At 73.9% G+C, this 15,435-nt stretch carries 1 protein-coding gene; it reads left to right on the forward strand.

Annotation, left to right across the window (positions count from 1 at the left end):
- The first annotated feature begins 36 nt into the window (after nucleotides 1-36).
- Nucleotides 37-15,423 carry a type I polyketide synthase gene (locus tag OG439_RS04185; protein ID WP_326947992.1) on the forward strand — a complete coding sequence of 5,129 codons (15,387 nt, stop codon included), beginning with the start codon at nucleotides 37-39 and terminating at the stop codon, nucleotides 15,421-15,423.
- Nucleotides 15,424-15,435: the final 12 nt, after the last annotated feature.

Genomic DNA, 15,435 nt, shown 5'->3' on the forward strand with positions numbered 1-15,435 from the left:
CGAACCGTCCACTGGGGAATGAGGGGCAGGCCTGACATGGCAACCGAAGAAAAACTGGTGACCTACCTCAAGAAGGTCACCGCGGATCTGCACGAGACCCGGCAGCGCCTGGCCGCGGCCGAGTCGACCGACACCGAGCCGATCGCGATCGTCGCGATGAGCAGCCGCTACGCCGGCGGCGCGGACACCCCAGAGGCGCTGTGGCGGCTCGCGGTCGACGAGACCGACGCGATCACGCCGTTCCCCGGCGACCGCGGCTGGGACCTCGACGCGATCTACGACGAGGACCCCGATCACCAGGGCACCAGCTACGTCCGTGAAGGCGGTTTCCTGGACCGGGCCACCGAGTTCGATTCGGCGTTCTTCGGCATCAGCCCGCGTGAGGCGCTGGCGATGGACCCGCAGCAGCGGCTGCTGCTGGAGACGTCGTGGGAGGTCCTCGAGCGCGCCGGGATCGACCCGGAGTCGTTGCGCGGCAGCAAGACCGGCGTGTTCGCGGGCACCAACATGCAGGACTACGCGACGCTCCTGCTGCTGGCGCGCGACGGCATGGAGGGCCACCTCGGCACCGGCAACGCGGCCAGCGTCGTCTCCGGCCGGATCGCCTACACCCTCGGCCTGGAGGGCCCGGCGGTCACGGTGGACACCGCCTGCTCGTCCGGTCTCGTGTCGCTGCACCTGGCCGTGCAAGCCCTGCGCAACGGCGAGTGCGGCCTGGCGATGGCGAGCGGCGTCGCGGTGATGTCGACGCCGGGCGCGTTCGTGGAGTTCTCGCGCCAGCGCGGGCTGGCCGTCGACGGTCGCTGCAAGGCGTTCGCCGAGGCCGCCGACGGCACCAACTGGGGTGAAGGCGTCGGCGTCCTGCTGCTGGAAAGGCTGTCCGACGCGCAGCGCAACGGCCACCCGGTGCTCGCGGTCGTCCGCGGTTCGGCGGTCAACTCCGACGGCGCGTCCAACGGCCTGACCGCCCCCAACGGTCCCGCGCAGCAGCGGGTGATCCGGCAGGCCGTCACCGCCGCCGGGCTTGCACTGTCCGATGTGGATGCCGTCGAGGCGCACGGCACCGGCACCGCGCTGGGCGACCCGATCGAGGCGCAGGCGCTGCTGGCCACCTACGGCCGGAACCGGCCCGCGGGCCGGCCGCTGTGGCTCGGCTCGCTCAAGGCGAACATCGGGCACACGCAGTCCGCGTCGGGCATCGCCGGCGTGATCAAGATGGTCCTCGCGATGCGGCACGGCCTGCTGCCGAAGACGCTGCACGTCGACGCGCCGTCGTCCAAAGTGGACTGGACGGCGGGCGAGGTCGAGCTGCTCACCGAGGCCCGGCCGTGGCCGGAGACCGGTGCGCCGCGCCGGGCGGCGGTCTCGTCGTTCGGGATGAGCGGGACGAACGCGCACGTCGTCCTGGAGCAGGCGCCCGCGGTCTCGCCGCCGGCCACGCGGCCGGCGGAAGAGTCTCGGCTGCGGCCGTGGGTGCTCTCCGCGCGCAGTGGCGCGGCTCTGCGGGAACTCGCCGCGTCGCTGCGCGGGCAGCTGGCCACCGACGTCCGTCTCGACGACCTCGGTCACTCGCTGGCCGTCACGCGAACCGCCCACGAGCACCGGGCGGTGCTGATCGAGGCGGATCGCGCCGGCTTCGCCGACTCTCTGACCGCGCTGGCTACGGACACCGAACGTCCCGGTCAAGTCCGCGGCACGGTCTCTGACGGCAAGCTCGCGTTCCTGTTCACCGGCCAGGGCAGTCAGCGTGTCGGCGCGGGTGCCGAGCTGTACCGGACCCAGCCGGTCTACGCGGCGGCGTTCGACGAGGTCTGCGCCGCGCTGGACGTCCACCTCGACCGTCCGCTGGCGACAGTCCTGGACGACGCCGAGCTGCTCGGCCGGACCGCGTACACCCAGCCCGCGCTGTTCGCCATCGAGGTCGCGCTCTACCGCTTGGTCACCCACCTCGGGTTGCGGCCGCGGTTCCTGCTCGGCCACTCGGTCGGTGAGCTGGCCGCGGCGCACGTCGCCGGGGTGCTGTCCCTGGCCGACGCCGCCGAGCTGGTCGCCGCGCGGGGCCGGCTCATGCAGGCGCTGCCGTCCGGTGGCGCGATGGTGGCGATCCAGGCGACCGAAGCTGAGGTCTCGGTATATCTGTCTGACCGTGTGACCGTCGCTGCGGTGAACGGCCCGGATTCGACGGTCATCTCGGGTGACGAAGACGCGGTGCTGGCGGTGGCGGCGCACTTCGCCGATCGCAAGACGAAGCGGCTGACGGTGAGCCATGCGTTCCACTCGCCGCTGATGGACCCGATGCTCGACGAGTTTCGCGGTATAGCCGAGTCTCTGTCTTACGGTAAGACGGTTATACCGATTGTCTCGAACGTCACCGGTGAGCTGGTTACGGAGTTCGACGCCGAGTACTGGGTGCGGCATGTGCGTGAGGCCGTCCGGTTCCTCGACGGCATCCGCACCCTGCGCGCGAACGAGGTCGACACCTTCCTCGAGCTGGGCCCCGACGCCGTGCTGTCGGCGATGGGCGCCGACTGTGCCGATGACGCCTCCTTCAGCTCGGTGCTGCGCGCGGATCGGCCGGAGGAGCGCACACTCCTGACCGCGCTGGCCGAGGTCCACGTGCGTGGCCCGGTGCCGGACTGGGCGGCGCTGCTGCCCGATGGCCGCCGTGTCGAGCTGCCCACCTACCCCTTCCAGCGGTCCGTGTACTGGCCCGAACTCGCCACCTCCGGCCCCGGGGACCTCACCTCGGCCGGGCTGAGCGCCGTCGAACATCCCCTCCTGGGGGCTGCGGTCGGGCTGGCCGACGGCGACGGCTTCCTTTTCACCGGCCGGCTTTCGCTGCGTTCGCACCCGTGGCTGGCCGAGCACCGGGTGTCCGGGCCGGCCGTGCTTCCCGGCACCGCGTTCGTCGAGCTGGCCGTCCGCGCGGGGGATCAGGCCGGCTGCGACCACCTCGAAGAGCTGACCCTGCAGGCCCCGCTGGTGCTGCCGGAGACCGGCGGCGTCGCCGTCCAGCTGGCCCTCGGCGCGCCGGACCACGACGGGCGCCGCAGCCTGACCGTCCACTCGCGACTCGACGACGAGCCCTGGACCCTTCACGCTTCCGGTATTCTGGCTACCGCGAGTGCGTCCATTGAGGACGGACTCGCCGAGTGGCCCCCGGCCGATGCCGAGCAGGTCGACCTGGCCGGCTTCTACGACCGGACCGTCGAACGCGGCTTCGGCTACGGCCCGGTCTTCCGCGGGCTGAAGACGGCCTGGCGCCGCGGCGACGACGTGTTCGCCGAGGTCGCGCTACCCGCCGGGGCGGACGCCGCGCCGTTCGGGCTGCACCCGGCGTTGCTCGACAGCGCCCTGCACGCGGTCGGCCTCGGCCGCTTCCTCACCGACACCGGCGGCGGCAGCCTGCCCTTCGCGTGGACCGACGTCCGGCTGCACGCCACTGGTGCGTCCGCACTGCGGGTCCGGCTGAGCCGGGCCGGGACCGACGCCGTCGCGCTCACCCTGGCCGACGCCGAGGGGCGCCCCGTCGCTTCGATCGGGTCCCTGGTGCTGCGGCCGGTGTCGGCCGAGCAGATCGCGGCCGCGCGGACCAGGGGCCACGACAGCCTTTTCCGGGTCGACTGGACCGCCGTCCCGGCCACCCCGGCGCGGCACGAGTACGTCCTCGTCGGCCCGGACGAGCTGGGCCTCGGCGGCGCTGTCGCCGAGCTGGGTGACGACGTGCCCGAGGTGATCGTCGCCGGGTTCGCCGGAGACGACGCGGCGGAGCGGGCACTGGCCGTGCTCCAGGAGTTCCTGACCGACCCGCGGTGTGAAGAGTCCGCGCTGGTCGTGGCCACGCGGGGCGCGGTACCGGTAGGCGAGGCGGGTGTGCCGGACCTGGCCGCGGCACCGGTCTGGGGCCTGGTGCGGTCCGCGCAGTCGGAGAACCCGGGCCGGTTCTTCCTGGTCGACCTGGACGCGGCCGCGGGCATCGGCGACCTGGTCGCGGCGGCCGCCACCGGCGAGCCGCAGACCGCCATCCGTGATGGCGCCATTCTCGCCCCGCGTCTTGCGCGGGTCGCCCGGGCGGATGAAACGCCGCCCGAGCTGGACCCGGACGGCACGGTCCTGATCACCGGCGGCACCGGCGCGCTGGGCAAGCTGTTCGCCCGGCACCTCGCCGAGCGTCACGGCGTCCGGCACCTGCTGCTGGTCAGCCGCCGCGGCGCCGACGCCGACGGCGCCGCCGAGCTGGCCGCCGAACTGGGGGACCGGGTCACTTTCGCCGCCTGCGACGTCGCGGACCGCGACGCCCTCGCCGCGGTACTGGCCGCCGTCCCGGCCGCGCACCCGCTGACCGCGGTCGTGCACACCGCCGGCGTGCTCGACGACGGCGTCATCTCCGCGCTCACCCCGGCGCGGCTCGCGACCGTGGCCCGCCCGAAAGCCGCCGCCGCGCTGAACCTGCACGAGCTGACCGCGGACGCCGACCTGCGCGCGTTCGTCCTGTTCTCGTCCGCGTCCGGCATCACCGGCAGCGCCGGGCAGGCCAACTACGCGGCCGCCAACACTTTCCTCGACGCCCTCGCCGCGCACCGCCGCGCCCAGGGCCTCGCCGCGACGTCGCTGGCCTGGGGCCTGTGGGCGGCAGGCGGCAGCATGGCCGCGTCGCTGGACGACGCCGACCGCGCCCGGATGAGCCGCGCCGGCGTGCTCGCGCTGTCCGCCGCGCAGGGCACCGAACTGTTCGACACGGCTCTGTCCACATCGGACTCCGTGCTCGTGCCGATGCGGATCGATCCCGCCGCGCTGCGGGCCGAGGCGTCCACCGGTGCACTCGCGCCGATCATGCGTGGGCTGGCCGGGGTGCCCGTCCGCCGCGTGGTGGACACCGCCGTGGCCGCCTCGACGCTGGGCTCGCGGATCGCCGAGCTGTCCCCGGCCGACCGCGACACCGCGCTGCTGGACCTGGTCCGGACGCAGGTCGCGCTGGCCCTCGGGCACGCCGACGCGGCCGAGATCGAGCCGGGCCGGGCGTTCAAGGACCTCGGGTTCGACTCCCTCACCGCGGTCGACCTGCGCAACCGCATCGCCGCCGCGACCGGCCTGCGGCTGCCGGCCACGCTGGTGTTCGACCACCCGAACCCGGCCAAGGTCGCCGGGTACCTCGGCGGCGAACTGACCGGCGGCCCGAGCCGCGCCCGCGTCGCCGTGACGACGTCCGGCAGCGACGAGCCGATCGCGATCGTCGCGATGAGCTGCCGCTACCCCGGCGGCATCGCCAGCCCCGAAGACCTGTGGCGGCTGGTGCTCGACGGCGGCGACGGCATCTCGCCGTTCCCCGCCGACCGCGGCTGGAACCTCGACGCACTGCACGACGTCGACCCGGACTCGTCGGGCACGTCCTACGTCCGGGAAGGCGGTTTCCTGCACAACGCGGGCGAGTTCGACCCGGCCTTCTTCGGGATCAGCCCGCGTGAGGCGCTGGCGATGGACCCGCAGCAGCGGTTGCTGCTGGAGACGTCGTGGGAGGCGTTCGAGCGCGCCGGGATCCCGGCGGAGTCCGTGCGCGGCACGCGGACCGGCGTGTTCGCCGGTGTGATGTACCACGACTACGCGTCGCGGCTGCACACGATCCCGCCCGGCGTCGAGGGTTACCTCGGCACCGGTGGGTCGAGCAGCATCGCGTCCGGCCGCGTCGCCTACACCTTCGGCCTCGAAGGCCCGGCGGTCACTGTGGACACCGCTTGCTCGTCGTCGCTGGTCGCGCTGCACTGGGCGGCCAAGGCGCTGCGTTCGGGCGAGTGCGAGCTGGCGCTGGCCGGCGGGGTCACCGTGATGTCGACGCCGGGGGCGTTCGTCGAGTTCAGCAAGCAGCGCGGGCTGTCGTTCGACGGCCGGTGCAAGTCGTTCGCGGCCGCGGCGGACGGCACCGGCTGGTCCGAGGGCGCGGGCATGCTGCTGCTGGAGAAGCTGTCCGACGCGCGCCGCAACGGGCACCCCGTGCTCGCCGTGGTTCGCGGCTCGGCGCTGAACTCCGACGGCGCGTCCAACGGCCTCACCGCGCCGAGCGGCCCCGCGCAGCAGACCGTGATCCGGCAGGCACTGGCCGAAGCGCGGCTCGCACCGTCCGATGTGGACGTCGTCGAGGCGCACGGCACGGGCACCACGCTGGGCGACCCGATCGAGGCGCAGGCCCTGCTGGCGACCTACGGTGCCGAGCGCACCGGTGAGCCGCTGTGGCTCGGGTCGTTCAAGTCGAACGTCGGGCATACGCAGGCCGCGGCCGGTGTCGGCGGGATCATCAAGGTCGTCATGGCGATGCGCCACGGCATCCTGCCGCGCACGCTGCACGTCGACGAGCCGACCCCGCACGTGGACTGGGCGTCCGGCGCGGTAGAGCTGCTCACCGAGCAGCGGCCGTGGCCCGAGACAGGTCGGCCGCGGCGCGCGGCGGTGTCGTCGTTCGGCGTCAGCGGGACCAACGCGCACACGATCATCGAGCAGTACCCGGAGCCTTCTCCGACTGTCGCGCCGGCGTCGATGCCGGTCGTGCCGTGGGTGCTCTCGGCCAAGACGCCCGAGGCGCTGCGTGGCCAGGCCTCGACGCTGTTGGACTTCCTTTCCGAGGAGAACCCCGCCGACATCGGGTTCTCACTGGCGACCGGGCGGGTTCGCTTCGCGCACCGCGCCGTCGTGACCGGCTCGGACGACGCCGAGCTGCGCGCCGGGCTGGAAGCGGTCGCGCGCGGCGAGTCCGGCGCGGTGGCCGGCGGTGGGCTGGGGTTCCTGTTCACCGGCCAGGGCAGCCAGCGGGCCGGGATGGGCCGGGAGCTGTACGCGGCTTACCCGGTGTTCGCGACGGCGTTCGACGAGATCGCCGCCGGGCTGGACCTCGACGGGGACGTCGACCAGACCCAGTACACGCAAGCGGCGCTGTTCGCGCTGGAAGTGTCGCTGTTCCGGCTCTACGAGTCGTGGGGCCTGCGGCCGGACGTGCTGGTCGGCCACTCGATCGGCGAGCTGGCCGCGGCGCACGTCGCGGGTGTCCTGTCGCTGCCGGACGCGGTGAAGCTGGTGTCCGCGCGGGGCCGGTTGATGCAGGCGCTGCCGTCGGGTGGCGCGATGGTGGCTCTGGACGCGACCGAGGACGAGGTCTCGGTATATCTGTCAGACCGTGTGACCGTCGCCGCGCTGAATGGCCCGTCGTCGACGGTCATCTCGGGTGACGAGGACGCGGTGCTGGCCGCGGCGGCGCACTTCGCCGACCTGGGCCGCAAGACGAAGCGGCTGGTCGTGAGCCACGCGTTCCACTCGCCGCTGATGGACCCGATGCTGGAGGAGTTCCGCGGTATAGCGGAGTCTCTGTCATACGGTAAGACGGTTATACCGATCATCTCGAACGTCACCGGCGAGCTGATCACGGAGTTCGACGCTGACTACTGGGTGCGCCACGTGCGTGAGGCCGTCCGGTTCCTCGACGGCGTCCGCGCGGCGGCGGCCCGGGGCGTCACGACGTTCGTCGAGCTGGGTCCGGACGGCGTGTTGTCGGCGCTGGGCCAGGAGATCGTTCCCGACGCGACGTTCGTTTCGGCGCTGCGCAAGGGTCGTCCCGAGGCACACACCGCGGTGGCGGCGCTCGGCGTGGCGCACGCGACCGGCGCCCCGGTGGACTGGGCCGCGCTGTTCGACGGTGCCCGTCGTGTCGACCTGCCCACCTACGCCTTCGAGCGCAGCTGGTTCTGGCTGCACGCCCCGGTCAGCGCCGCCGACGTCGCCGCCGCGGGCCTGGTCGCCACCGGGCACCCGCTGCTCGGTGCGGCCGTCGAACTGGCCGAAGTGGACAGTGTGCTGTTCACCGGCCGGCTGTCCGTGGCCGCCCAGCCGTGGCTGGCCGAGCACCAGGTGCACAGCGCGATCGTGCTGCCCGGCACCGCGCTGGTCGAGCTGGCCCTGCGGGCCGGCGCCGACCTCGGCTGCGCCCGGATCGAAGAACTGACCCTCCAGCAGCCGATCGTCCTGCCCGCCGAGGGCGAGGTCACGGTGCAGCTGACCCTCGGCGCCGCCCTCGGCGACCGCCGGTCGCTGGCCGTCCACTCGCGGGTCGGTGGCGAACCGTGGGTTCGCAACGCAAGCGGCACCCTGGTGCCGGAGACCGTGGCGCGAGTGTCCGATGTGGAGTGGCCGCCCGCTGGGGCCGAGCCGGTCGACGTCACCGGGCTCTACGACGCGCTCTACGCCACCGGTCTCGGTTACGGCCCGGTGTTCCAGGGCCTGCGGACGGCCTGGCGCCGCGGTGGTGAGGTGTTCGCCGAGGTCGCGCTCGACGCCGACGTCGAGTCGTCGCGGTTCGGGGCGCACCCGGCCCTGCTCGACGCGGCCCTGCACGGCATCGGCCTCGGCGTCCTCGACGCCGATGGTGCCCGGCTGCCGTTCTCGTGGGCGGGAGTCTCGCTGCACGCCACCGGTGCGTCCGCGCTGCGGGTGCGGCTGGCCGCGGCGGGCACGGACGCCGTCTCGATCGAGGCGACCGATCCCGCCGGTCAGCCGGTGCTGAGCGTGGACTCCCTGGTCCTGCGCCCGATTCAGGCCGCGCAGCTCGCCGGGGACCACCTGCCGCTGTACAAAGTGGACTGGGCTGCGGTCGCCGCCGGTGCCGAGCCGGATCCGGCGACTTACGCCGTGGTGACCGAGCTCGCCGAGCTGACCGAGGTGCCCTCGGCCGTCGTGGTCGAGGTGTCCGATGTGGACCGGACTCTGGAACTGGCTCAGGCGTGGCTTTCCGACGAACGCTTCGCAGAGTCCGCGTTGGTCGTGGTCACCCGCGGCGCGGTCGCCGCCGGTCCGGACGACCGGATCACCGACCTCCGCGCGGCCGCGTCGATCGGCCTCATCCGCACCGCCCAGACCGAGAACCCGGGCCGGTTCACGCTGGTCGACGCCGGTGACGCCGACGTCACCCGGATCCTCACGGCCGCCGGGAGCGGCGAGTCGCAGACGGCGATCCGCGACGGAAGGGTGCTCGCGCCGCGCTTGGCCTTGGAGGCCACAGGTACGCCGGTCGTGTTCCGGCCCGACGGGACCGTCCTGATCACCGGCGGCACCGGCGCGCTCGGTTCGCTGTGTGCCCGGCACCTGGTGACCGCGCACGGTGTGCGGAACCTGCTGCTGGTCAGTCGCCGCGGCACGGACACCGGACTGGGCGCCGAGCTGCGGGAGCTGGGCGCCGAGGTCACCTTCGCGGCCTGCGACGTCGCCGACCGCGACGCCCTCGAAGCGCTGCTGGCCGAGCACCCGGTGACCGCCGTCGTGCACACCGCCGGTGTCCTCGACGACGGCGTCCTCGGTTCGCTGACCCCCGAGCGGCTCGCCGCGGTGCTCCGCCCGAAGGCGGACGCGGCGCTCAACCTGCACGAGCTGACCGAAGACCTCGACGCGTTCGTGCTGTTCTCCTCGGCCGCCGGAGTGTTCGGCGGCGCGGGCCAGGCGGCCTACGCCGCGGCCAACAGCTACCTCGACGCCCTCGCCGCGCACCGCCGTGAGCTGGGCGAACCCGCCACGTCGCTGGCCTGGGGCCTGTGGGCCGAGACCGGCGGCATGGGCGGCACCCTCGACGAAGCCGACCTGCGCCGGCTGGAGTCGTCCGGGGTCGCCGCGCTGTCCACTCAGGACGGTCTCCGGCTCTTCGACGCCGGGTTGGCCGCCGACCAGGCCCAGCTCGTGCCCGTCCGGCTGGTGCTCGACGTGCTCCGGGCGCAGGCCGCAGCGAGCGGGACGGTGCAGCCGCTGCTGCGCGGCCTCGTGCGTGCCCCGGCCCGTCGCGTCGCCGCCACCGCCGAGCCCGGTTCGCTCGCGGCGCGGCTGGCGACGGCCGAGGACCGCGACGCGCTGGTGCTCGACGTCGTCCGCGCGGAGGTCGCCGGTGTGCTCGGCCACGCCACGCCGGACGCGATCGGCGCGCGCACCGCGTTCACCGAGCTGGGCTTCGACTCGCTGACCGCGATCGAACTGCGCAACCGCCTGAACGCGGCCACCGGGCTGCGGCTGCCCGCGACGCTCGTCTTCGACTACCCGACGCCGGAGGTCCTGGCCGGCTTCCTCGGCGCCGAGCTGCTCGGCACGCAGGAGCGCCAGACGGTCGTGGCCGCAGCGTCCCATGTGGACGAACCGATCGCGATCGTCGCGATGGCCTGCCGGTACCCCGGCGGCGTCCGGTCGCCGGAGGAGCTGTGGCGCCTGGTCGAGACCGGCGGCGACGCCGTCTCGGAGTTCCCCGCCAACCGCGGCTGGGACCTCGCCTCCCTCTACGCCGAGGACCGTGGCCAGGCCGGCACGAGCTACACCCGGCACGGCGGGTTCCTGCACGACGCCGACCAGTTCGACCCGGCGTTCTTCGGGATCAGCCCGCGTGAGGCCCTGACCATGGACCCGCAGCAGCGGCTGCTGCTGGAGACGTCGTGGGAGGCGTTCGAGCGGGCCGGCATCGACCCGCACGCGGTCCGCGGCAGCCGCACCGGCGTGTTCGCCGGAGTGATGTACAACGACTATTCCGCGCTGCTGCACACCGTTCCGGCCGGCGCCGAGGGGTACCTGGGCACCGGGACGTCCGGCAGTGTCGCGTCCGGCCGGGTCGCCTACACCTTCGGGCTCGAGGGCCCGGCGGTCACCGTGGACACGGCCTGTTCGTCGTCGCTGGTGGCGCTGCACCTCGCGGCGCAGGCGCTGCGGCAGGGCGAGTGCGAACTGGCGCTGGCCGGCGGGGTCGCGGTGATGTCGACCCCGGCCGCGTTCATCGACTTCAGCCGCCAACAGGGCCTGGCCGAGGACGGCCGCTGCAAGGCGTTCGCCGCCGCGGCGGACGGCACCGGCTGGTCCGAAGGCACCGGAATGCTCTTGCTGGAAAGGCTTTCCGACGCACGGCGCAACGGGCACCCGGTGCTCGCGATCGTCCGCGGCACCGCGGTGAACTCCGACGGCGCGTCCAACGGCCTGACCGCGCCGAACGGCCCGTCGCAGCAGCGGGTGATCCGCCAGGCGCTGGCCAACGCGCGACTCGCACCGTCCGATGTGGACGCCGTCGAGGGCCACGGCACCGGCACGGTCCTCGGCGACCCGATCGAAGCGCAGGCGTTGCTCGCGACCTACGGCGCCGAGCGCACCGGCGAGCCGCTGTGGCTGGGCTCGCTGAAGTCCAACATCGGGCACAGCCAGTCGGCGGCCGGGGTGGGCGGCGTGATCAAGATGGTCCAGGCCATCCGCCACGGCGTGCTGCCGAAGACGCTGCACGTCGACGAGCCGTCGCCGCACATCGACTGGTCGGCCGGCGCGGTCGAGCTGCTCACCGAGCAGCGGGCGTGGCCGGAGACCGGGCGCCCGCGCCGGGCGGCGGTGTCGTCGTTCGGGTTCAGCGGCACCAACGCGCACACGATCATCGAGCAGGTCCCGGCCGCGGCGGAACCGCCGCTCGTGGACGCCGCCGGGCCGCACCCGTGGGTGCTCTCGGCCCGCGAGCCGCAGGCCCTACGCGACCAGGCGCAGCGGCTGCGCGCCCACCTCGACGCCCACCCGGGGCTCGGCCTGGCCGAGATCGGCCGGGCGCTGACGGACACGCGGGCGTCGTTCGACCACCGCGCGGCCGTCGTCGCGACCGACCGGGACGGCTTCCGCGCCGGGCTGGGCGTGCTGGCCCGTGGCGAGCACGCACCGTCCGTTGTGGAGGGTGAGGTGACGACCGGCGGGCTGGCCGTGCTCTTCACCGGGCAGGGCAGCCAGCGGGCCGGGATGGGCCGCGAGCTGTACGAGACGTACCCGGTGTTCGCGGCCGCGCTGGACGCGGTGTGCGCGGAGTTCGACGGTCCTTTGCGGACGGTCGTCTTCGAGGACGCGGCCGCTCTCGACCGCACGGAGTACACGCAGCCCGCGCTGTTCGCGCTGGAAGTCGCGCTGTACCGGTTGTTCGAGGACTGGGGGATGCGGCCGGGACACCTGCTCGGGCACTCGGTCGGCGAGATAGCGGCCGCCCACGTGGCGGGCGCCTTGTCGCTGGCGGACGCGGTGACGTTGGTCGCGGCCCGCGGCCGGCTCATGCAAGCGCTGCCGTCGGGTGGCGCGATGGTCGCGATCCAAGCGACCGAGGACGAAGTTTCGGTATATCTGTCAGACCGTGTGACCATCGCCGCGCTGAACGGGCCGACATCCACGGTCATCTCGGGCGATGAGGACGCCGTGCTGGCGGTGGTCGACAAGTTCGCCGACCGCAAGACCAAGCGGCTGGTCGTGAGCCACGCCTTCCACTCGCCACTGATGGACCCGATGTTGGAGGAGTTCCGCGGTATAGCTGAGTCTCTGTCTTACGGTAAGACGGTTATACCGATCGTCTCGAACGTCACCGGCGAGCTGGTGACCGAGTTCGACGCGGAGTACTGGGTTACTCACGTCCGCGCGGCCGTCCGGTTCACCGACGGCGTGCGCGAGCTGGCCGCCCAGGGTGTCACGACGTTCCTCGAGCTGGGACCGGACGCCGTCCTGACGGCGCTGGCCCAGGAAAGCGCCACCGGCACCTTCGTGAGCGCGCTGCGCTCGGGTAGGCCCGAGCCGCTCACCGCGGTCACGGCGCTGGGCACCCTCCAGGTGCGCGGGCACGTCACCCGGCCGTTCGGCCCGGCATCGACCCGGCCAGTCCCCCTGCCGACGTACGCCTTCCAGCGCCAGAGCTTCTGGCCGTCGGCGGGCGCACCGCGACCGGGCGACGCGAGCGCGTTCGGCCTCGCCCCGGGCGGCCACCCGCTGCTCGGCGCGACCGTCGCGCTGGCCGGGGGCGAAGGACTCGTCGCGACCGGCGTGCTGTCGACGCGGACCCACCCGTGGCTCGCCGACCATGCCGTCCAGGGCGTGATCCTGCTGCCGGGCACCGCCTTCGTCGAACTCGCGCTGCGAGCCGGCGACCAGGCGGGCTGCCCGCGGATCGAGGAGCTGACCCTGGAGACGCCGCTGGTCCTGCCCGAGCAGGGCGGCGTCGCGGTGCAGGTCGGCGTCGGTGCGCCGGACGCGTCCGGCCGCCGTCCGGTGACCGTCCACTCGCGACCGGAGAACACCGAGGACCCCTGGACGCGGCACGCGGCCGGGACGCTCACCCCCGAGCCGGGACCGGCAGCTGCGGACCTCAAGTCCTGGCCGCCGGAGGCCGAGCAGGTGCCCCTGGACGGCTGGTACGAGGCCCTGGCCGGCGCCGGATTCGGGTACGGCCCGGCGTTCCAGGGCCTGCAGGCCGCCTGGCGGCGCGACGGCGAAGTCTTCGCCGAAGTCGAACTCGCCGAGGAAGCCACCGGGTTCGGGCTGCACCCCGCCCTGCTCGACGCCGCGCTCCACGCGGTCGGGCTCGGCACGCTGGTCGACGACACCGGCACCGGCCGCCTGCCGTTCTCGTTCACCGGGGTCGGGCTGCACGCCACCGGGGCGTCCCGGCTGCGCGTCCGGCTGAGCGGTGCGGGCAAAGACGCGGTCAAGCTGGACGTCGCGGACGCCACCGGCGCGCCGGTCGCCACGATCGACGCCTTGGTGCTCCGCCCGGCCGGGCGGCTGGCCCCGGCTCGCTCGGGGTCGCTGTTCCAGCTGGGCTGGTCCGGCGTCCCGCTGGCCGCGCAGCAGCCTGGCACCTGGGCGATTGCCGGCGACGACCCCGCGCTGGCGGATGCCCTGCGAGCGAGTGGCGTCGAAGTCCGCGAGTACGAGGACTTCCTCTCCGCAACGGACGACAACGCCGCGGCGCCGGACGTCCTGGTGCTGCCGTGCGAGGCGGGCCCGGCCGACGCCGGTGCGGTGCGGCTGGCCGTCTTCCGCGCGCTGGCCCAGGCCCAGGCCGCCCTGGCCGACGATCGCCTGCTGGACACCAGGATCGTGTTCCGGACCCGGCACGCGGCCGGCCCGGACGTCGACGACCTCGCGAACGCCGCGGTCTGGGGCCTGCTGCGCTCGGCGCAGTCGGAGTACCCGGACCGCCTGGTGCTGGTGGACGCCGACGACCAGGACGCGTCGCTACGCGCTCTGCCCGCGGCGCTGGCCACCGGCGAACCGCAGCTGATGCTCCGCCGGGGCGTGGCGAGCGCGCCGCGACTGGCACGTGCCGAGACCGCGAACGAGGGGCTCGCGTCCCTCGACCCGGCCGGAACGGTGCTGGTCACCGGGGCCACCGGCGCGCTGGGCGGGCTGTTCGCCCGGCACTTGGTCACGGCGTACGGCGTGCGGAACCTGCTGCTGGTCAGCCGCCGCGGCACCGACACCGGACTCGGCGCCGAACTGCGCGAGCTGGGTGCCGAGGTGACGTTCGCGGCCTGCGACGTCGCCGACCGCGACGCCGTGGCGGCCCTGCTGGCCGAGCATCCGGTGTCCGCGGTCGTGCACACCGCCGGCGTCCTCGACGACTGCACGTTCGCCGGGCTCGACCCCGACCGCCTCGACGTCGTGCTGCGGCCGAAGGTCGACGCGGCGCTGAACCTGCACGAGCTGGCCGGGGACGTCGAGGCGTTCGTCCTGTTCTCCTCGGCGGCGGGCACGATGGGAAATGCCGGCCAAGCGAACTACGCGGCGGCAAACGCTTTCCTGGACGCGCTGGCCGCGTACCGCCGCGCTCGGGGCCTGCCGGCGACGTCGCTGGCCTGGGGTCTCTGGGCGACAGAGGGCGGCGGCATGGGCGCCGACGCCGACGTCAAGCGGATGTCCCGCGGCGGCGTGGCCGCGCTGACCGAGGACGAAGGCCTGGCGCTGTTCGACGCCGCGCTGGCGTCCGGGGAACCCGCGTTCGTGCCGATGCGGCTCGACACCGGGCTGGTCCAGGCCCGCGCGGCGACGCACGGGGTGCCCGCGGTCCTGCGCGGCCTGGTCCGGACGCCGGCCCGCCGCGTGGCGGCCGAGGCGGACCCGGCGGCCGCGGTGCTCGCCGCACTGTCCGGAGTGGATGGTGCGGACCGGGTCGCGCTGCTGCTGGACCTCGTACGTTCGCAGGCCGCCGCGGTGCTCGGGCACAGCGGAGCGGAGGCGATCGTCCCGGCCCGCGGATTCCTCGAGCAGGGGTTCGACTCGCTGACCGCGCTGGAGCTGCGCAACCGGATCGGTACCGCGACCGGCCTGCGGCTGCCCGCGACGCTGCTGTTCGACCACCCGAGCCCGGACGTCCTCGCCGCGCACCTCGCCGGTGAGCTGGGGGCCGTCGACACGGCGGGCCCGGCGCCGGTGCTCGCCGAGCTGGGCCGCCTGGAGACCGCACTCGGGGACGCGCTGACCGGGCTGGACGACGACGCCCGCGCCGGGCTCGCCGTCCGGCTGCAGGCGTTGCTCGGCCGGTGCGCACCGGAATCCACTGTGGACGAATCGGTCTCGCGGCTCGGTTCGGCCAGCGACGACGAGATCTTCGACTTCATCGACAATCAACTCGGCATCTGAACGGGACGCAGC

The organism is Amycolatopsis sp. NBC_01307, from assembly GCF_035975215.1.
Taxonomy (GTDB): Bacteria; Actinomycetota; Actinomycetes; order Mycobacteriales; family Pseudonocardiaceae; genus Amycolatopsis.

Bases quoted from the DNA above. Each gene is read 5' to 3' on its own strand.
- OG439_RS04185 (WP_326947992.1), top strand. From the start codon at position 37: ATGGCAACCGAAGAAAAACTGGTGACCTACCTCAAGAAGGTCACCGCG.